The organism is Edwardsiella piscicida, from assembly GCF_001896205.1.
Classification (GTDB): Bacteria; Pseudomonadota; Gammaproteobacteria; order Enterobacterales; family Enterobacteriaceae; genus Edwardsiella; species Edwardsiella piscicida.
Map to the genome: position 1 here is coordinate 856279 of NZ_MPNU01000001.1, position 18129 is coordinate 874407.

18 protein-coding genes and 3 tRNA genes are annotated in these 18129 nt (G+C 62.0%); 11 read left to right on the forward strand and 10 right to left on the reverse strand.

Annotated features, from left to right (window positions below):
• The coding region (gene recD / locus BRD58_RS18170; protein WP_236721569.1) for an exodeoxyribonuclease V subunit alpha at positions 1–1077 on the forward strand (1077 nt) is incomplete at its 5' end.
• Between the two features lie 21 nt (positions 1078–1098).
• Here recD and argA read toward each other — a convergent pair.
• Positions 1099–2424 (reverse strand): amino-acid N-acetyltransferase, encoded by a 1326-nt coding sequence (gene argA / locus BRD58_RS03780; RefSeq protein ID WP_073381605.1) that lies wholly within the window; start codon positions 2422–2424, stop codon positions 1099–1101.
• A 238-nt stretch (positions 2425–2662) separates the two neighbouring features.
• Here argA and amiC point away from each other — a divergent pair, with 238 nt between their 5' ends.
• Entirely contained in the window at positions 2663–3925 is a 1263-nt protein-coding gene (gene amiC, locus BRD58_RS03785) for an N-acetylmuramoyl-L-alanine amidase AmiC (protein WP_015460994.1), read from the forward strand.
• 119 nt (positions 3926–4044) lie between these two features.
• Here the strand turns inward: amiC and BRD58_RS03790 are convergent.
• The 3 genes from BRD58_RS03790 to BRD58_RS03800 form a co-directional block, all read right to left on the reverse strand.
• Positions 4045–4121 (reverse strand) — tRNA-Met (locus tag BRD58_RS03790).
• Positions 4122–4159: 38 nt separating this feature from the next.
• Positions 4160–4236, reverse strand: a tRNA-Met gene (locus BRD58_RS03795).
• Positions 4237–4276: 40 nt separating this feature from the next.
• Positions 4277–4353: transfer RNA gene (locus BRD58_RS03800), tRNA-Met, on the reverse strand.
• A gap of 220 nt (positions 4354–4573) precedes the next feature.
• On the opposite strand from BRD58_RS03800, the gene mltA reads away from it, so the two are divergent.
• On the forward strand, positions 4574–5725 hold the full coding sequence (mltA, locus tag BRD58_RS03805) for a murein transglycosylase A (RefSeq protein ID WP_012847584.1): 1152 nt from the start codon (positions 4574–4576) through the stop codon (positions 5723–5725).
• A gap of 102 nt (positions 5726–5827) precedes the next feature.
• The gene (tcdA, locus tag BRD58_RS03810; protein WP_012847585.1) at positions 5828–6643 is read left to right on the forward strand and encodes a tRNA cyclic N6-threonylcarbamoyladenosine(37) synthase TcdA; all 816 of its coding nucleotides are present in this window, start codon (positions 5828–5830) and stop codon (positions 6641–6643) included.
• Here the strand turns inward: tcdA and csdE are convergent.
• Both csdE and csdA read right to left on the reverse strand, forming a co-directional pair.
• Positions 6622–7068 (reverse strand): cysteine desulfurase sulfur acceptor subunit CsdE, encoded by a 447-nt coding sequence (gene csdE / locus BRD58_RS03815; RefSeq protein ID WP_012847586.1) that lies wholly within the window; start codon positions 7066–7068, stop codon positions 6622–6624. The two genes, tcdA and csdE, sit on opposite strands and share 22 nt — an antisense overlap.
• The gene (gene csdA, locus BRD58_RS03820) at positions 7065–8273 is read right to left on the reverse strand and encodes a cysteine desulfurase CsdA (RefSeq protein ID WP_073383848.1); all 1209 of its coding nucleotides are present in this window, start codon (positions 8271–8273) and stop codon (positions 7065–7067) included. Before csdA ends, csdE begins: the two co-directional genes overlap by 4 nt.
• Positions 8274–8799: 526 nt before the next feature.
• Here csdA and BRD58_RS03825 point away from each other — a divergent pair.
• From BRD58_RS03825 to rlmM, 3 genes are read left to right on the forward strand one after another with little or no spacing between them, the layout of a single operon-like run.
• The gene (locus tag BRD58_RS03825; RefSeq protein WP_012847588.1) at positions 8800–9747 is read left to right on the forward strand and encodes a transcriptional regulator GcvA; all 948 of its coding nucleotides are present in this window, start codon (positions 8800–8802) and stop codon (positions 9745–9747) included.
• Positions 9748–9759: 12 nt separating this feature from the next.
• Positions 9760–10155, forward strand: a complete 396-nt coding sequence (locus BRD58_RS03830; RefSeq protein ID WP_015460996.1) for a DUF423 domain-containing protein — start codon at positions 9760–9762, stop codon at positions 10153–10155.
• The gene (gene rlmM / locus BRD58_RS03835) at positions 10148–11272 is read left to right on the forward strand and encodes a 23S rRNA (cytidine(2498)-2'-O)-methyltransferase RlmM (RefSeq protein WP_034168545.1); all 1125 of its coding nucleotides are present in this window, start codon (positions 10148–10150) and stop codon (positions 11270–11272) included. The genes BRD58_RS03830 and rlmM overlap by 8 nt, the downstream gene beginning before the upstream one ends.
• Before the next feature lie 28 nt (positions 11273–11300).
• Here rlmM and xni read toward each other — a convergent pair whose 3' ends face one another.
• The 3 genes from xni to queF form a co-directional block, all read right to left on the reverse strand.
• Positions 11301–12062, reverse strand: coding sequence for a flap endonuclease Xni (gene xni / locus BRD58_RS03840; protein ID WP_073381607.1), 762 nt, complete (start codon positions 12060–12062; stop codon positions 11301–11303).
• 49 nt (positions 12063–12111) lie between these two features.
• Positions 12112–13476, reverse strand: a complete 1365-nt coding sequence (ppnN, locus tag BRD58_RS03845; RefSeq protein ID WP_012847592.1) for a nucleotide 5'-monophosphate nucleosidase PpnN — start codon at positions 13474–13476, stop codon at positions 12112–12114.
• 183 nt (positions 13477–13659) lie between these two features.
• Complete coding sequence (gene queF, locus BRD58_RS03850; protein WP_069578241.1) at positions 13660–14505, reverse strand: NADPH-dependent 7-cyano-7-deazaguanine reductase QueF; 846 nt, start codon at positions 14503–14505, stop codon at positions 13660–13662.
• A gap of 198 nt (positions 14506–14703) precedes the next feature.
• On the opposite strand from queF, the gene syd reads away from it, so the two are divergent.
• The 4 genes from syd (at position 14704) to BRD58_RS03870 (ending at position 17576) form a co-directional block, all read left to right on the forward strand.
• Positions 14704–15258 (forward strand): SecY-interacting protein, encoded by a 555-nt coding sequence (gene syd / locus BRD58_RS03855; protein WP_012847594.1) that lies wholly within the window; start codon positions 14704–14706, stop codon positions 15256–15258.
• Positions 15259–15890: 632 nt separating this feature from the next.
• A complete protein-coding gene (locus tag BRD58_RS03860) occupies positions 15891–16220 on the forward strand; it encodes a YqcC family protein (protein ID WP_015460999.1) in 330 nt (109 codons plus the stop codon).
• Between the two features lie 90 nt (positions 16221–16310).
• A complete protein-coding gene (gene truC, locus BRD58_RS03865) occupies positions 16311–17108 on the forward strand; it encodes a tRNA pseudouridine(65) synthase TruC (RefSeq protein WP_041692711.1) in 798 nt (265 codons plus the stop codon).
• Positions 17109–17123: 15 nt separating this feature from the next.
• Positions 17124–17576: a flavodoxin gene (locus tag BRD58_RS03870; RefSeq protein WP_012847597.1), complete on the forward strand. Its 453-nt coding sequence runs from the start codon at positions 17124–17126 to the stop codon at positions 17574–17576.
• Between the two features lie 32 nt (positions 17577–17608).
• Here BRD58_RS03870 and BRD58_RS03875 read toward each other — a convergent pair whose 3' ends face one another.
• Positions 17609–17995, reverse strand: a complete 387-nt coding sequence (locus BRD58_RS03875; RefSeq protein WP_012847598.1) for a DUF3461 family protein — start codon at positions 17993–17995, stop codon at positions 17609–17611.
• Positions 17996–18129 lie beyond the last annotated feature (134 nt).

Genomic DNA, 18129 nt, shown 5'->3' on the forward strand with positions numbered 1-18129 from the left:
TATCACCGGGATAATCCGCTGCATCTGGATGTGCTGGTGGTGGATGAGGCTTCAATGGTGGATCTGCCGATGATGGCGCGGCTGATCGAGGCGTTGCCGCCGCAGGCGCAGCTGATCCTGCTGGGGGATCGCGATCAGCTGGCGTCGGTGGAGGCCGGCGCGGTGCTGGGTGAGCTGTGCCGCTTTGCCGAATATGGCTTCAGCGCCGCGCGCGCGGCCGAGCTGAGCCAGCTGTGCGATGCGCCGATCCCCGCCGGAGAGACGCAGCCAGCGGTCGCCCTGCGTGACGCCATCAGCCTGCTGCGTCACAGCTACCGCTTCGACGCCCGTTCAGGGATCGGGCAGCTGGCGCTGGCCGTCAATCGGGGCGATCGCCGGATGGCTATGGCGTGTCTGGCGGACCGCTTTGCCGATCTGCATTGGCACGAAATCGCTCAGGATGAAGACTACCAGACGCTCTTAACGTGCTGTCTGGCGGGGTATCGCCCGATGCTGGAGGGGATCCTGCGCGGGGAGGCCCCGGCGCAGATCCTGGCCGAATTTGCCCGCTTCCGTCCGCTGTGCGCCCTGCGCGAGGGGCCCTTTGGCCTACATGGTCTCAACGAGCGTATCGCTCTGACGCTGCAGCGGGCGGGGCTGATCCGGCGCGCGCATGAGGGGCAAAAGCACTGGTATGCCGGGCGTCCGGTGATGATCACCCGCAACGACGCCAGTCAGGCGCTGTTTAACGGCGATATCGGTATTACGCTGGGCGATGAACAGAGCGGCTGGCAGGTGTGGTTTATGGGCAGCGACGGCGCGCCGCGCGCGGTACAGCCCAACCGTCTACCGCCCCATGAGACGGCCTGGGCGATGACGGTGCACAAGTCGCAGGGATCGGAGTTCGACCATACGCTGCTGGCGCTGCCGACCCAACCGTCGCCGGTGGTGACGCGTGAGCTGGTGTATACCGCCATCACGCGGGCGCGCCAGCAGCTGACGCTCTTTGCGACCCGGCCGGTGCTGGAGCGGGCCATCCGTACGCCGACCGAACGGCGCAGCGGGCTGATGGCCCGTCTGCTGGCCGCCGCCGATTAAGCGACGTGCCGCGCGGCGGGGCTACAGCTCGGTCAGCAGGATTTTGGAGCGGCGCTGGTAGTTATACAGCGCCTGCTTCTGCTGCGGCAGCATATCGACCTCTACCGGCTGGAAGCCGCGCTCTTGAAACCAGTGCAGGCTGCGGGTCGTCAGGACAAACAGCTTCTCCAGCCCCATCTGACGCGCCTGCGCGGTAATTCGCTGCAGCAGCTGCTCTCCGCGCGCAGAGTTGCGGTAGTCTGGATGCACCGCCACGCAGGCCATCTCGCCCATGCGCTCCTGGGGGAAAGGGTAGAGCGCGGCGCAGGCGATAGTCAGGCTATCGCGCTCGATCAGGGTAAAGCGCTCTATCTCTCGCTCCAGCTGTTCGCGCGAGCGACGCACCAGGATCCCCTGCTGCTCCAGCGGGCGGATCAGGGCCAGAATGCCGCCGATATCATTGATGTTAGCGCGGCGGATCTGCTCTGCGCTCTCCATCACGATCTGGGTGCCGATGCCGTCGCGCGAGAACAACTCCTGCAGCAGAGCGCCGTCTTCCAGGTAGCTTATCAGGTGGCTGCGGCCTACGCCGCTGCGACAGGCGGCGATCGCACCGCGCAGAAAGCGCGTGCTGCTCAGGGCCCCCTCACCGGTGGTCTCCAGCGCCGCGACGCGCCGCTCGGCCTCGTTGGGCAGCAGCTCGGCGGCGATGCTGCCGTCGTCGTTGCTGACCCCCTGCGCGGCGCAGAAACCGATCAGCTTCTCCGCCTGCAGCTTGATGGCCAGGTGGGTGGCGATCTCTTCAGTGGTGAGGTTAAAGCTCTCTCCGGTGACCGACACCGCCACCGGACCGAGCAGGACGATAGCGCCGGCGTCCAGCTGACAGCGCAGCGCGGCCTCATCAATGCGGCGAATGCGCCCGCTGTGGCAATAGTCCACGCCGTCATCGACCCCCAGCGGCTGGGCGATGACAAAGTTACCGCTGACCACGTTGATGTGCGCGCCGGCCAGCGGCGTATTGCTCAGGCTCATCGACAGGCGCGCGGTGATATCCAGCTGAACCTGCCCCGCGGCCTGTTTGACCAGCGCCAGCGTACGGGCATCCGTGACCCGGGTCTGCTTGTGGTAGCGAGGATCGCAGCGCTGCTCTCGGAGAAGCTTATCGATCTGTGGGCGGGCGCCGTAGACCACGACCAGACGAATGCCCAGGCTATGCAGCAGCGCGATATCGTTGATGATGCCGACGAAGTTCGCCTCGGCGATGGCCTCGCCGCTCAGCATAATGACAAAGGTCTTGCCGCGGTGGGCATTGATGTACGGCACCGAGTGGCGAAACCCCTGAACCAGTTCTGTGCTGCGCTCCTTCATAATCGTCCCTTTGTGAATATCTATTCGCTCATTCTGTATTTTTATTCTGCTATTGCGCAAAAGGCAAGCGACAAATTGTCCGCGCGGGTTCGCCGCCGCGCGGGTAAGGACATAGATTGTTAAATCTCTATTCAGATTTTCTAATGACATCCCCAGACGGTTTCGCTAAAGTTTTGCCCGTCTTTTCCCGGCGCCGGGGTGCCGGAGCGGGTATTTCAGCGTTGTTCCCTGGGGTTACATGACAGATTCCAACCATAGCCTAACGCGCCGCCGCCTATTGCAGGCTGCCGCGGCCACTTGGTTCCTTAGCGTCAGCCGCGTCGGCTTCGCGGCGTCCGCACAGGTGATCGCCGTGCGTGTATGGCCGTCGTCGACCTATACCCGGGTCACGCTGGAGTCGAGCCATCCGCTCAAATATAAGCAGTTTGCGCTCAGCAGCCCCGATCGTATCGTGGTGGATATTCAGGGGGTGCATCTCAACAGCGTCCTGAAAGGGATCGGCCATCAGGTGCAGGGGGGCGATCCCTATCTGAAGCATGCCCGTGTCGGCCAGTTTGATCAGGATACGGTGCGCCTGGTGCTGGAGCTGAAGCAGAACGTCAGCCCGAAGGTGTTTACCCTGTCGCCGGTCGCCGAATTTAAGAACCGCCTGGTGGTGGATCTCTACCCGGTCGCCGGTTCCCCCACCGCGCGGGCGGACGATGAGGATGACCCGCTGCTGGCGCTGCTGGAAGATTATAACAAGGGAGATCTGGAGCGCTCCCTGCCGAAGGCCGGGCCGCAGAAGGGCAAGGCCGGGCGCGACAGGCCCATCGTCATTATGCTCGATCCCGGCCACGGCGGCGAAGATCCCGGTGCCATCGGTAAAAACCGGACCCGGGAGAAAGACATCGTGCTGAAGATAGCCCATCGCCTCAGCGCGCTGATTAAGCGTCAGCCGAATATGCGGGTGTATATGACCCGCTATGAGGATGTGTTTATTCCGCTTAAGGTGCGGGTGGCCAAGGCGCGCCGTCAGCGCGCCGATCTGTTTATCTCCATTCACGCCGATGCGTTCACCAGCCGGACGGTGCGCGGTTCGTCGGTCTTTGCGCTGTCCACCAAGGGGGCGACCAGCACCGCCGCGCGCTATCTGGCGCAGACGCAGAACGAGTCGGATGAGATTGGCGGGGTGAGCCGCAGCGGCGATCAGTATCTGGACCACACCATATTCGATCTGATGCAGACGGCGACCATCAACGACAGCCTGAAGTTCGGCCGCGAGGTGCTCGACCGTTTGGGGCGGGTCAACAAGCTGCATAAGAATCGCGTCGATCAGGCCGGTTTTGCGGTGCTGAAGGCACCGGATATTCCGTCGATTCTGGTGGAGACGGCGTTTATCAGCAACGTGGAAGAGGAGCGGCGTCTGCGCACCAGCGCATTTCAGCAGCAGGTGGCCGAGTCGATTCTGGCGGGGATTAAGGCCTATTTTGCCAGCGGAGCGCAGCTGGCGAAGCGTTGACGGCGAAGCGTTGACGGCGAAGCGGTTGGAACGGGCGTAAGCGCCACCGACCGCGGGCCGGATGCGGACGATAAAAACAAAAAAACACCCGTTAAGGTGTTTATTGTCGATGACGAAATTGGTTGCGGGGGCCGGATTTGAACCGACGACCTTCGGGTTATGAGCCCGACGAGCTACCAGGCTGCTCCACCCCGCGTCCGTCATACTGCTATCATATTGTCTGCTGTACACAATTGGTTGCGGGGGCCGGATTTGAACCGACGACCTTCGGGTTATGAGCCCGACGAGCTACCAGGCTGCTCCACCCCGCGTCCGTCATACTACCATCATATTGTGTACTGCGCATCGGATTGGTTGCGGGGGCCGGATTTGAACCGACGACCTTCGGGTTATGAGCCCGACGAGCTACCAGGCTGCTCCACCCCGCGTCCGATGAGGGCGAATAATACACGCCATCTGGCGGGATGCAAGATTTTTTTGACAAACATCACCGATCCGCAGTGTGTTCGCGGGAATATTCATCATCTTGATTTAATTTTAATCATGATATGGGTGTGGGTGATTTTTTTATTCGCTCTAATTCCTTTCACGATAGGGGTTTGTTATGGTTCGCCGGTGGTAACCGATTGCAAAAGAAGAAGGCGAGAGATGAAAGGGCGTTGGGGAAAATACGCGGTATGTGGGTTATTGGTGGCGCTGATGGCTGGGTGCTCCTCCCGGCCGACGGATCGCGGTCAGCAGTATAAAGATGGCACCCTGAACCAGCCGTTGGCGCTGGTTAACCATCCGAATGCCAAGGGGAAGCCGGTTAACGGCAAAGACTTCGTGGAGCAGGTGGACGCTATCCGTCAGGCCTCGCCGTCGCTGTATGGCCGTCACGTCGGTAATTTTGAGGCGGTGACAGAATGGCTGATGGCCGGGGCCGATACCCGTAAACTCGCGCAGTTTGGCCTGAACGCCTACCAGATGGAGGGCGTAGATAACTTTGGCAACGTGCAGTTTACCGGGTATTACACGCCGGTGGTGGAGGCGCGTAGCCAGCCCCAGGGGGCGTTTCAGTATCCGCTGTACCGCATGCCGCATAAGCGAGGCCGCCTGCCGGCGCGCTCGGCTATCTACGATGGCGCCCTGGATAACCGCGGCCTGGAGATCGCCTACAGTAACTCGCTGATGGACAACTTTATGATGGAGGTGCAGGGCAGCGGCTACGTCGACTTTGGCGACGGCCAGCCCCTGACCTTTTTTGGCTACGCCGGTAAAAATGGCCATGCCTACCACAGCATTGGCAAGGTGCTGATCGATCGCGGCGAAGTGGCCAAGGCGGATATGTCGATGCAGGCGATCCGTCAGTGGGCCGATGGCCACAGCCGCGCAGAGGTGCGTGAGCTGCTGGAGCAGAATCCCTCGTTTGTCTTCTTTAAGCCGGAGCAGTTTGCACCGGTAAAAGGCGCCAGCGGCGTGCCGCTGATCGCCAAGGCCTCCGTGGCGTCGGACCGCTCGCTGATCCCGGCGGGATCGGTGCTGCTGGCCGAAGTACCGCAGCTCAACGCGCAGGGAAAATTCACCGGGCGCTACCAGATGCGCCTGATGGTGGCGCTGGACGTGGGCGGCGCTATCAAGGGACAGCATTTTGACATTTATCAGGGGATCGGCCCGGAGGCCGGGCACTGGGCTGGCTACTACAATCACTATGGCCGGGTCTGGCTGCTGAAAACGCCGCAGAGCGGCGCGCCGCTGTTTAACGCCTATCACCCGCAGCGCGCTAGCCACGACGGCGGGCAGATGCTGGTACGTAACTGAGGCGCGCGGGATAGGGGACACGAGGGGCATGCGTGCCCCTTTTGTTTTTCTCGCTATCCCCTATACTGCCCGGCAGTTTTCACGCTTGATAGGGGACTTCCCATGACTGCACCATTTTCTGACGCCTATTGGCAACGCTTCAGCGGGATTGCGCGCCTGTATGGCCGCCCGGCGCTAGAGGCGTTCGCCGGCGCCCACTTCTGTGTCATTGGCCTGGGCGGCGTTGGCTCCTGGGCCGTAGAGGCGCTGGCGCGTAGCGGGATCGGCGCCCTTACGCTGATCGATATGGATGATGTCTGCGTGACCAATACCAACCGGCAGATTCAGGCCCTGCGCAGCACCGTCGGGCAGCCTAAAGGCGAGGCGCTGGCCGCACGGATCCGGGAGATTAACCCCGAGTGCCGGGTGACCTGCGTGGATGACTTTATTACCCCGGATAACGTGGCCGCGCTGATCGATGGCCGCTTCGACTATGTGATCGATGCTATTGATAGCGTACGACCCAAGGCGGCGCTGCTGGCGCACTGCCGGCGTAATAAGATCCCGCTGGTGACCACCGGCGGCGCCGGGGGGCAGATCGATCCGACGCGCATTGAGGTGGCCGATCTGGCCAAGACCATTCAGGATCCGCTGGCGGCCAAGCTGCGTGAACGCCTGAAGGCGGATCATCGCATCGTGAAGAACAGCCGGGGAAAGCTGGGCATCGACTGTGTCTTCTCCAGCGAGGCGCTGGTCTATCCGCAGCCGGACGGCAGCGTCTGCGCGCAGCGTAGCACCGCCGAGGGGCCGAAGCGCATGGACTGCAGCGCCGGGTTTGGCTCAGTGACGATGGTGACCGCCAGCTTTGGCTTTGTGGCGGTCTCCCATGCGCTGAAGAAACTGCTGGCTCGCCGCGCTCAGCGCGCCGCGTCGGCGTAGCGGCGCGCAATCGCCGTAACGCCCTGCGCCAGGGCCTGTAGCCCACTGCTGCGCGAGGCGCTCAGCTGCGCCATGATGTTGAGTTCGCCAAACAGCGCCAGCGGATCGCTCTCCAGCACCTGAGCGGGCGTTTTCCCTTCGACGGCGGTCAACAGGATCGCCAGCAGTCCCTTGACGATGCGCCCTTCGCTGTCGCCGTACAGATGCAGGGTGCCATCTTCCCGCTGCTCTCCGTCCAGCCAGACCCGGTTTTCACAGCCTGCGAGCTCCGCCTGCGGGCAGCGCAGCGTGTCATCCAGCGGCGGCAGCTCGCGCGCTAGCAGGATAATCTGGCGGTAGCGATCTTCCCACTGCGTCAGTCCGGCAAAGCGCTGACGCAGGGTCTGCGCGGTGATTTGACGGCCAAAGGGGTGCGGTGCCTTCATAGCGGATCCTCGTTAAGCAGTGAAACGGCGCGGCCGACGGCCTGCACCAGCGCCTGGACATCGGCGGGGGTATTGTAGGGGGCGAAGGCGGCGCGCAGCGTGCCGCTGACGCCAAGGGCCTGCATCAGCGGTGCCGCGCAGTGTGCGCCGCTGCGCAGCGCGACGCCCTGCTCGGCGATCAGGGTATTGAGATCGCTGTGGTGGATCCCGGCAAAGTTAAACGCCAGCAGCGCGCTGTCGGGTGCCCGATAGCTGATAAAGCCGGGCAGCAGGCTCAGCGCCGCCTCCGCCTGCTGCGCCAGCGCGACGCAGTGACGCTCGGCGGCGGGGCGGTCGATCTCTGCCAGCCAGTCAAGGGCGGCGGCAAAGCCGAGCACCCCGGCAATGTTGGGGGTACCCGCCTCGAAGCGGTGCGGCACGGCCTGTTCGACAAAGCCGTTAAAGTCGGCGTGGGTCAACATCTTCCCGCCGCCCTGCCAGGCGTGCATCTCCTCCAGCAGCGCGCGTTTGCCGTACAGCACGCCCAGCCCGCAGGGGCCATACAGCTTATGGGCTGAGAAGGCGTAGAAATCGGCGTCGGCGGCGTGCACGTCAAGGGGGTGGTGCACCACCCCCTGCGCACCGTCGACCATAACGACGCAGCCGCAGGCGTGCGCCTGGGCGATCGCCTGCGCCAGATCCGGGCAGCCGCCGGTGACGTTAGACATTTGCCCCAGGGCCAGCAGGCGTGGGCGCGATTCGAGCAGGGCCGGAAGCTGGGCGAGATCCGGCAGGCCGCGCGCATCGACCGGTAGGCGGACGACCTGAGCCTGGCACTGCTCGGCAACCATCAGCCATGGGATCAGATTCGCATGGTGTTCGGCCTCGCTGACCAGGATCCGATCGCCGGGGCGCAGGCGCGGCCGCAGGTAGCTCTGGGCGACCAGGTTGATCGATTCGGTCGCGCCTTTGCTCCAGATAATTTCATGCTCATCGGCCCCGATCAGCGCCGCCGTCTGACGCCGGGCGCTCTCAAAGCGCTCGGTAAGGCGTCGAGCCGCCGCATGCTGGCTGCGGTGCACCGTGGCGCCGTGGCCGGTGTAATAGGCTTGGATGGCCTCCAGCACCGCCCGCGGTTTCAGGGCGGTGGCGGCGCTGTCCAGGTAAACGCTGTCCGCTCCCAGCGCGGGGAAGTTGCGGCGCAGCGCCATAAAGTCAAACGTCATAGGCGGGATCTCTGTAATACGGCGCGGAAACGGGAGGTAAACCGGCTTCAGGATTAATAAGATTAATCCGAGAGCGGGCTCACAATTTACCGCGGCCCGCGTTGAGCGGACCGGCGCGCGGGCCTTAATGGCGGGCATTTTAAACTGGTAACGGGCGATGATGAAGCGATTGTATGGGCTTTTCCGCGCGGCGGCGTCGAAAAAAAAGCACCGCAACGGGCGGTGCTACTAAATCACTATGGACAGACAGGGTAAATGTACAGGAAGTGAAAAACGGCAGGGGCTCACGCCGCTACCACGTCTGAAAGGTGTCAGACAACTTGCAAACACAACATCACAACCACAAAGCCAAAAGCATTCCTGAAAAGAGTCATTCCTGCTTTTTCGTTCCGGCCTGGGAAGTGTCGCCACTATAGGTATTTGCTGGCCTATCCTCAACGGACAAATTATAATGGCTCGGATAAAAAAACTAATGTGTAAACATCCGGTTAACCGTGGGTAACCATTTGATAATAAGTGACCCGATATGTCGAAACGATTACCGCCTCTGAATGCGCTGCGCGTCTTTGATGCCGCCGCCAGACATCTGAGTTTTACCAAGGCCGCCGAGGAGCTGTTTGTGACGCAGGCGGCGGTCAGCCATCAGATCAAATCGTTGGAGGATTTTCTGGGGCTGAAGCTGTTCCGCCGCCGCAACCGCTCGCTGCTGCTGACGGAGGAAGGGCAGAGCTATTATCTGGATATTAAAGAGATCTTTTCTGCGCTGAACGACGCGACGCGCAAGCTGCAGGCGCGGAGCGCCAAGGGGGCGCTGACCGTTAGCCTGCCGCCGAGCTTCGCTATTCAGTGGCTGGTGCCGCGGCTCTCCGGCTTCAATAGCGCCTATCCCGGCATCGACGTGCGTATTCAGGCGGTGGATCGGGAGGAGGGTAAGCTGGCGGACGACGTCGACGTCGCCATCTTCTATGGCCGCGGCCACTGGCCGGGGCTGCGGGTCGAGCGACTGTATGCCGAATATCTGATGCCGGTCTGTTCGCCGCAGCTGCTGCTGGGGGAACATCCGCTAAAAGATCCGGCCGATCTGGCTTATCATACGCTGCTGCACGACACGTCGCGCCGGGATTGGCTGGCCTATACTCGACAGCTCGGCCTGCAGCACATCAACGTGCAGCAGGGGCCGATCTTCAGCCACAGTGCGATGGTGGTGCAGGCCGCCGTACACGGCCAGGGGATTGCGCTGGTCAATAATGTGATGGCGCAGACGGAGATCGAGGCCGGGCGCCTGGTCTGCCCGTTCAATGACGTCCTGATCAGTAAAAACGCCTTTTATCTGGTTTGCCAAGACGCGCAGGCAGATTTGGGTAAAATAGCCGCTTTTCGCCAGTGGATACTGGCCAGAGCCGCCGGTGAGCAGGAGAAATTCCGCTTCCGCTATGAATCGGATGGCGCCGGCGTGCGTCAGGAAAAAGAGTGAAAAGGTCGCGTAATGAGTAGCCGTTCCATGATTTTGTTCGCCGCGATTAGCGGTTTTATCTTTGTGGCGCTGGGCGCATTTGGCGCCCACGTTTTGAGTAATACGCTGGGGGCCAAAGAGATGGCCTGGCTGCATACCGGTCTGCAGTACCAGGCGGTGCATACGCTGGCGATCCTGGGCCTGGCGGCGCTGATGCTGCGTCGCAGCAATCTGTGGTTTTACTGGAGCAGCGCCCTGCTGGCGCTGGGAACCGTGCTGTTCAGCGGCAGTCTTTACTGTCTGGCGCTATCGCAGCTTAAAATTTGGGTGTATATCACACCGATCGGCGGCACCTGCTTCCTGATTGGCTGGGTATTGATGTTGATTGGCGCGATGCGCATGGGAAAGAGGGCGGAACGCCATGAATAGACTTGCTTTGTATTGCCGTCCTGGCTTTGAGAAAGAGTGTGCGGCGGAGATCACCGATAAGGCGGCGGCCCTTGAGGTGTACGGTTTTGCCCGGGTGAAAGAGAACAGCGGCTACGTGCTGTTCGAGTGCTATCAGCCGGAGGATGCAGACAAACTGGCGCGCAAGCTGCCGTTCCGAGAGCTGATCTTTGCCCGTCAGATGCTGGTGGTCGGCGAGCTGCTGAAGGATTTGCCGCCGGAGGATCGCATCGCGCCGATCTGCGGCATGCTGCTGGGGGTTGTCGATGGCGGCGGTGAGCTGCGCGTCGAGGTGCCGGACACCAACGAAAGCAAAGAGCTGCTGAAGTTCTGCCGCAAGTTCACCGTGCCGCTGCGCGCGGCGCTGCGCGAGCAGCGTACTCTGCTGCGCCAGGAGAACCCCTATCGTCCGGTGGTGCACGTGCTGTTTATTGCGCCGGGCTGCTGCTATGTCGGCTACTCGTATAGCGATAATAACTCGCCGTTTTACATGGGGATCCCGCGCCTGAAATTTCCTGCCGACGCCCCCAGTCGCTCTACCCTCAAGCTGGAGGAGGCATTCCACGTCTTTATTCCCGCCGATGAGTGGGATGAGCGTCTGGGCAGCGGCATGCGCGCCGTCGATCTGGGGGCTTGCCCCGGCGGCTGGACCTATCAGCTGGTGCAGCGCAGCATGATGGTGCAGGCCATCGACAATGGCCCGATGGCGCCGAGCCTGATGGATACCGGGCAGGTGACCCATCACCGCGCCGATGGCTTCCGCTTTACGCCGGAGGGGGATAACGACTGGCTGGTGTGCGATATGGTCGAGAAGCCGGCCAAGGTTTCGGCATTGATGGCGCGCTGGCTGGTCAACGGCTGGTGTCGGGAGGCTATCTTCAACCTGAAGCTACCGATGAAGAAGCGCTACGAAGAGGTGAGCCAGAATTTGGCCACGCTGGCGCAGGTGCTGAAAGAGAACGGCATCAATGCGCAGATTGCGGCCAAGCAGCTGTATCACGATCGCGAAGAGGTGACGGTGCACATTCGACGCATCTGGGGCGCCATTCCCGGTCGCCGCGACGAGCGGGAGTTCCGCCGCCGCGAACAGCGCGATTAATCCCCGCGCCGCCGCCGTTCGGCGGCGGCTACGCTCGGCCGGTCAGGCGCAGCTGCTGCAGATTGCCGTGCAGCGCCAGGTCGGTCTGCAGCGTTGCGACGCGGCGGCAGATCTCCGCCATCTCCCGCTGCTCGGTCAGGCGCTGACGCCAGCGTTCGGGCGCCTGCGCCAGGCGCTGGTAGAGCGTCTCCAGCGATCCGAACTCCTTCAGTAGCGCGGCGGCGGTCTTGGCACCGATGCCGCTGACGCCGGGGATCTTGCTGCTGCCGATCCCCGCCAGCCCCCAGAAGTCCGTCAGCTGCTGCGGCACTACGCCAAACTCGCGCTGTACAAACGGCAGATCCAGCCAGCGCTTTTGAAAATAGTCGCGGATTTGGATCTGCGGCGAGAGCAGCTGGCAGTAGCCTTTGTCGGTCGAGACGATCGTCACCCGATGTCCGCTCTGCGCCACTTTGTGCGCCAGCGTGGCGGCCAGATCGTCCGCCTCGTTGCCGGGGCTGTGCCAGCAGGCGACGCCCAGGGCGGTAAACGCGGCGCGCAGGCTCTCCATCTCCTGCGCTAGGTCGTCCGGCATCGCCTGACGACCGGCCTTATAGCCGGGGAGCAACTGATGACGCCAGCTCTCTGCGCGATCGTCGTGGTCAAACACGGCGACGGCGTGGCTGGGCGTGGTATGACCCAACAGCTGGCGCAGCGCCGCGCCGCAGGCGTCGCCGCAGGGAGAGCCCTGCACGGCGTGAATGCGGCGGATTAGATTGAGGGCATCGACGATTAACAGATGGATGGTCATAGCGATTTAACCGGATTAGCGGGGCGGCGGCGCGCCCCGGAGTAAAAACTCAGCGGACGATCTGGTAGCAGGGCACATAGGCCGAGCCGGGCAGCTTCATGCGCTGCTGGGCGACAAAGCCCTGCAGCAGACGGTCCATGTGCTGCATCATCTGCGGATCGCCGTGCAGCTTAAACGGCCCGTGCTCGGCGATGGCGCGGATCCCCGCCTCTTTCACGTTGCCGGCAACGATGCCGGAGAAGGCGCGGCGCAGGGCGGCGGCAAGCTGCTCCGGCGACTGATTGGGATGCAGGTTAAGGTTGGCCATATTGTCGTGGGTCGGCGCAAACGGCATCTGCAGATCGGCGCTGATCTTCAGCGACCAGTTAAAGCTGTAGAAGTCGCCGCTCTGGCGCCGGTTCTCTTTCACCCGCGGCATGGCGAGCTTCATGCGCCGCGCCACTTCGGCCGGATCGTCAATGATAATCTGGTAGTGGCGGCGCGCCTGCTCGCCCAGCGTATTGACGATAAAGTCATCCAGCACGCGGAAATAGTCGGCGCTCTCCTGCGGGCCGGTCAGAATCAGCGGCAGCACCTGGCTACGGTTTTCTGGATCCATCAGGATCCCCAGCAGGTACAGCAGCTCCTCCGCCGTGCCTACGCCGCCGGGGAAGATGATGATGCCGTGACCGAATCGGACAAAGGCCTCCAGCCGTTTTTCAATATCCGGCATGATGATGAGCTCATTGACCAGCGGATTGGGCGGTTCGGCGGCGATGATCGAGGGTTCGGTCATGCCGATGAAGCGTCCCTCGTGGTAGCGCTGCTGGGCGTGGCCGACGGCGGCCCCCTTCATCGGCGCCTCCATGGCGCCGGGTCCGCAGCCGGTGCAGATGTTCAGCTCGCGCAGCCCCAGCTGATTGCCGACCTGGCGCCCATACTGGTATTCGATTTCACTGATCGAGTGGCCGCCCCAGCAGACGATCATGTTAGGTTCATCGCCAACGTGCAGCGAGCGGGCGTTGCGCAGTATCGAAAACACCAGGTTGGTGATGATGGTCGGGTTTTCCAGATCCAGCGCCTGGGCGCGCTGGGCGCTCATCAGTTGGCCGTTAACAAACAGAATATCGCGCAGGACCGCAAACAGGTTAGCCTGCAGGGCCCGGATGATACGCCCGTCGACGAAGGCCTCCTCCGGCGGGTTGACCAGCTCCAGCTTGACGCCGCGTTCACGGCGTAGCACGTTGATATCAAAGGTTTCAAAGCGAGACAGCAGCTCAGTGCTGTTGTCCGTTTTTGCGCCGGAGTTGAGCACGGCAAGGGAGCAGTTACGGAACAGGCGGTACAGGTCGCTGCTGGCGGTGCGCTTCAGCATGTCCACTTCCATCTGTGACAACAGATCCATCGATCCCAACGGGCTGATGTGTGTAATCAAAATCTCTCCTAGGCATCTAAACGATGCGGTTACCGCGTCGCCGTGGGCGTTGCTGCGGCCGGCGTCTTACTCTGGGCGGCGCGCATCGGCGCCGTGTCGTTTTCACCTTACCGTGCGCGTTGGCGTCTTGCCAAGACTATCGGGGAAAAATGCCAAAAATCAACGCCTCTCCGCAACTATTGGCTATTGGCGCGCCAGGCGCCCGCGGGGCGGCTGAAACGGGACGTTGCTGCGCCAGGGGTTGATATCCAGCCCGCCGCGCCGCGTGTAGCGGGCGTACACGCTGAGCGCCTCTGGCCGGCAGAAACGCTGAATATCGTTGAAAATCCGCTCTACGCACTGCTCGTGGAACTCATTGTGGTGGCGGAACGAGACCAGATAGCGCAGCAGCGCCTCGCGGCTGATGGCTGCGCCGCGGTAGCGGATCATCACGGAGCCCCAGTCGGGCTGATGGGTTATCAGGCAGTTGGACTTCAGCAGATGGCTGACCAACGTCTCTTCGACCTGGCGCGCCGGATCGGCGGCGTTTTCCAGCAGGGTGGCGTCGAAGCAGTAGCTGTCGATGCGGATGGGCTGGTCGTCAATGCACTCGCCGGGGAGCGCGGCGATAGGCTGGCCTTCGACCTGCGACAGGCGTAGCAGGGTGACGCTGACCCCCCCCTGGGCACAGTGGGCCAGGTCACGCTGTAGCGTGCGCTGCACCGTTTCCCAGTCAGCGAAACGGGTTTGGTTAAAGCTGTTGAGATAGAGCTTGAAGCTCTTTGATTCGATCAGATTGGCGCCGTAGGCATCCAGCGCGACCTCGGCCAGGGCGACCTGCGGCAGGCCGTTGGCGTTGAGCCAGGAGAGTTCATACAGGGTCCAGATATCGGCGCCGTGGAACGGCAGCGCGTCGGGGTAGAGCCCCAGCGGTTCGCGGTTCATGCTGCGCGGTACGGCCTGCAGCAGCGAGGCATCATACTGGTCGCGGTATTCGGTGGCCTTGCCCAGAGTCAGGGAGGTGAGCGCCGGGTTCTCTTGGTATGACATACGGTTAACCTGTGGTGAAAGCGGCTGTGCGCGGTGCGACAGCAGGGTACAATGGGAAACCGGCGCAGAGGCCGGTCATCGCTTGCCGCAGTTTACCACCGCCAGGCGGTATCCCGTAACTGTGGGCGTGGGTCTTCTGCGCTGCGCCGATGCGACGGCGCGTGATGGGATGCAGCCTCAAGAGACAGAGAGAATATTATGGAGCATCAGGTTTCCGCCGCCCTGCGTGAATTTACTCAGCGCTATGTGGCGCAGTGGCAGCAGCAGCACGGCGACTGGCCGGCCAGCCATGCGCTGTACGGTATTCCGTCCCCCTGCGTGGTTTACAGTCGCGACGACTGCGTGTTCTGGCGTCCCGAGCCGGGGCGCGGGGAGGATCTGGAGGGCATTGGCCGGGCACTGGATATCCAGCTGCACCCGTCGTTGGCGCCGTTTTTTACCACCCAGTACGCCGGCGATATGCGCGCGCGCTGGAACGAGATCGAGATGGATCTGGTGCAGGTTTGGAGCGAGGATGACCTGCAGCGCCTGCAGGAGAACCAGATAGGCCATTTGGTCACTCAGCGTCGTCTGAAGCTGTCGCCGACCCTGTTTCTGGCCAGCACGGCGGATGAGCTGAGCATGGTGACGCTGTGCAACCTGAGCGGTAGCGTCTTGCTTGAGCAGTTTGGCAGCCCGCAGCGGCGGGTGCTGGCGCAGACGCTGACCGAGTTCCTGGCGGAGTTGCAGCCACTGGCGCAGGAAGTAGGGTAACGGCGGCTCGGCGTGTGAGAGATCTCTTACACGCACTGTGAGAGATCTCGTTTTATTATCTGATTATTTTGCGAAGCGCCGTAGTAAATTCGATAGTTATCATGATATTAAAATTCAAAGATTACGTAAGTATCACATATGTAAGACAATATCCCCATTGCTAAACCTGCGAAAATCGGCGAAAGTAAACACATCGAAAGGGATGTCGCCGGATTAAGGACACATCAGGATGATGTAGTCTCAGAATGAGGCGAGGACCCGCCCAGGATGGGCGAAAGGATGTACCGCAGGACGTCGGTCAGGATATTTCAGGATGAAATAAGGGACACCTCCAGGAAGGAGACTGAGAGCCGGTTTGGATGGCCGGTGTGTCAGGATGACTGAGGGATATCGCCCGGATGGCGAACAGGACGCAGGCAATGGAGTGTCCGGAAAAGGAAATCCGCAGGGAAAAGTTTTCACGGATGAGCAGGGAGCACGTTGTGTAGCGGGACTGCTATAAAACGAATCAGGGGGTGCTGCATGGCAGCACCCCCTCTTTTTTGCGTCCGCGTTCTCCCGCCCGGTTTGGGCGCGGTGCCCTCGGTGGTATGCTGGCGCGATTTTCCCATTAGACCGTAAGAGAGTCCGTCATGAGTGATTACGCCATCGTACACGGCCATTTACAGCAGATCGAAGCCCAGATGCGTGCGCTGTCTCTGTGGCAGGCGCAGGCGCCCGCCGCCGACGCCCTGGCAAGCCAGGAGCCGTTCTGCGTCGATACCCTGGAGGCGGCCGAATGGCTGCAGTGGGTCTTTTTACCGCGCATGCACGCTCTGCTGCTCTGCAGAGCACCCCTGCCGCAGCGGATGGCGATCGCCCCCTATATCGAGATGGCTTACCCGCAGGATCTGGCGCGGGTGGCTCCGCTGCTGGCGGCGCTGCAGCGTCTGGATCGGCATCTCGGCGGCGATCCGCAGTAGTCGGGGAAACCGCCGCGCTGCGCGCCTGATTGCGCCACCGGCGGGTTATGCTGTAAGGTGCCGCGTTTTTTCTTTTTGTCGGGTATCGGGATGGAAATTATTTATCAGGATGAGCATCTGGTGGCAATCAATAAGCCTGCCGGGTGGTTGGTTCACCGCAGTTGGCTGGATCGCAAAGAGAAGGTGGTGGTGATGCAGACGGTGCGCGATATGCTCGGGCGCCATGTCTATACCGTTCATCGCCTGGATCGGCCGACCTCCGGGGTGCTGCTGCTGGGGCTGTCGAGCGAGGTGGCGCGCGCGCTGGCCCAGCAGTTCGAACAGCATCAGATCCATAAAGTCTACCATGCGGTGGTCCGCGGCTATCTGCAGGGGGAGGCGCTGCTCGACTACCCGTTGACGCCGGAGCTGGATAAGATCGCCGATCGTTTCCGCTCTCCAGATCGCGCTCCGCAGCCGGCGCAGACCCACTACCGTGGGCTGGCGACGGCGGAGGTGCCGCTGGCCATTGGCCGTTACCCGACGTCACGCTTTAGCCTGGTCGAGCTGATGCCGCAGACCGGGCGCAAGCACCAGCTGCGTCGCCACATGGCGCACCTGCGCCACCCGATCATCGGTGATACCGCACACGGCGACCTGCGCCAGAATCGCGGCGTCGCTGCCCACTTTGGCACGCCCGGTTTAATGCTGCACGCCAGCGAACTGCGCCTGACGCACCCGGTGAGCGGTGAGGCGTTGTGCCTGCGGGCCGGCCTGGATCTGCGCTGGCAGGCGCTGATGGACGGACTGGGTTGGCAAGCCTATCTCCCTGAACTTGATCGGGTTGAGTTTATGCCCGATTGCCCTCAGGATAGAGCGGATGAGACAGAGACCGGCCAAAAGGCCTGACAGAAGGAGTGGGCAATGGCGCAAGTGGGCATTTTTGTGGGAACCGTATACGGTAACGCGCTGATGGTGGCGGAAGAGGCGCAGGCCATTCTGCAGCAGCAGGGGCACCAGGTGACGCTGTTTGAGGAGGGGACGCTGGCCGACTGGCAGCGCTATGCCCAGCAGCATATCCTGGTCGTGACGTCGACCACCGGGCAAGGCGACCTGCCGGATACGCTGGCGCCGCTGTTTACGGCGCTGCGCGATGGGGTAGGGCAGCAGACGGCGCTACGCTATGGGCTGATCGCGCTGGGCGACAGCGGCTTTGCCCATTTCTGCGGCGCCGGACATCAGTTTGATGCGCTGCTGCAGGCGCAGGGGGCGACCCGCCTGGGCGAACTGCTCGAGGTGGATGCCCAGCAGGCGCCGGAGCCGGAAACGGTCACCTCTCCGTGGGTCAGCGCCTGGGCACAGCGCTTAGGCGAGTAAACGCTGTACGCTGTCGCCGCGCGGCGGCGGCGCTATTTACCGGTGAGCTTCTCCAGATCGGCCTCGATCTCGGCGATCTTATTGGCGACCACGCTCTCCAGATGGCGCAGATCGTCCAAGATTTTGCGCTTCAGATCCTCCTCCTGACGATCGCGCAGGCACAGGCGATCCAGCTCCTCGATGACATAGCGCAGATTGGGGCTGATCTCGCTGATCTCCCGCACCCCCTGGCTGTCATTGTCACTCAGAATCGTTTTACGCTGGCGTGGGTATTTAAACTTCACGCTCTTGGCAAAGAATTCGCCCTTATCCTTGCGGAAGTAAATTTTCAGAATGTCGTTGTTAGCCTCCTGACGCAGGCTATAGCGATCGATCTCTTCCGGTTGGGTAATCCCCAGGCTTTTCAGGTTGTCATACATAGTGGCACCTTTCATGCGTTAACGCGTCGACTTCGCCAGCGAAGGTTCCTGGCGGAATGAATACGGCCGCGGTGGTGAGTGGTCGTTTTTTAATAAATAGCAAAGCAGGTAAGGGCGGTGAAAGTATACATGCG

Coding starts and splice junctions, on each gene's coding strand:
- BRD58_RS03825 (WP_012847588.1), top strand. CDS start 8,800: ATGTCGAAACGATTACCGCCTCTGAATGCGCTGCGCGTCTTTGATGCC.
- argA (WP_073381605.1), bottom strand. CDS start 2,424: ATGAAGGAGCGCAGCACAGAACTGGTTCAGGGGTTTCGCCACTCGGTG.
- syd (WP_012847594.1), top strand. CDS start 14,704: ATGGAGCATCAGGTTTCCGCCGCCCTGCGTGAATTTACTCAGCGCTAT.
- BRD58_RS03875 (WP_012847598.1), bottom strand. CDS start 17,995: ATGTATGACAACCTGAAAAGCCTGGGGATTACCCAACCGGAAGAGATC.
- mltA (WP_012847584.1), top strand. CDS start 4,574: ATGAAAGGGCGTTGGGGAAAATACGCGGTATGTGGGTTATTGGTGGCG.
- tcdA (WP_012847585.1), top strand. CDS start 5,828: ATGACTGCACCATTTTCTGACGCCTATTGGCAACGCTTCAGCGGGATT.
- BRD58_RS03860 (WP_015460999.1), top strand. CDS start 15,891: ATGAGTGATTACGCCATCGTACACGGCCATTTACAGCAGATCGAAGCC.
- rlmM (WP_034168545.1), top strand. CDS start 10,148: ATGAATAGACTTGCTTTGTATTGCCGTCCTGGCTTTGAGAAAGAGTGT.
- queF (WP_069578241.1), bottom strand. CDS start 14,505: ATGTCATACCAAGAGAACCCGGCGCTCACCTCCCTGACTCTGGGCAAG.
- truC (WP_041692711.1), top strand. CDS start 16,311: ATGGAAATTATTTATCAGGATGAGCATCTGGTGGCAATCAATAAGCCT.
- csdE (WP_012847586.1), bottom strand. CDS start 7,068: ATGAAGGCACCGCACCCCTTTGGCCGTCAAATCACCGCGCAGACCCTG.
- xni (WP_073381607.1), bottom strand. CDS start 12,062: ATGACCATCCATCTGTTAATCGTCGATGCCCTCAATCTAATCCGCCGC.
- amiC (WP_015460994.1), top strand. CDS start 2,663: ATGACAGATTCCAACCATAGCCTAACGCGCCGCCGCCTATTGCAGGCT.
- csdA (WP_073383848.1), bottom strand. CDS start 8,273: ATGACGTTTGACTTTATGGCGCTGCGCCGCAACTTCCCCGCGCTGGGA.
- BRD58_RS03830 (WP_015460996.1), top strand. CDS start 9,760: ATGAGTAGCCGTTCCATGATTTTGTTCGCCGCGATTAGCGGTTTTATC.
- BRD58_RS03870 (WP_012847597.1), top strand. CDS start 17,124: ATGGCGCAAGTGGGCATTTTTGTGGGAACCGTATACGGTAACGCGCTG.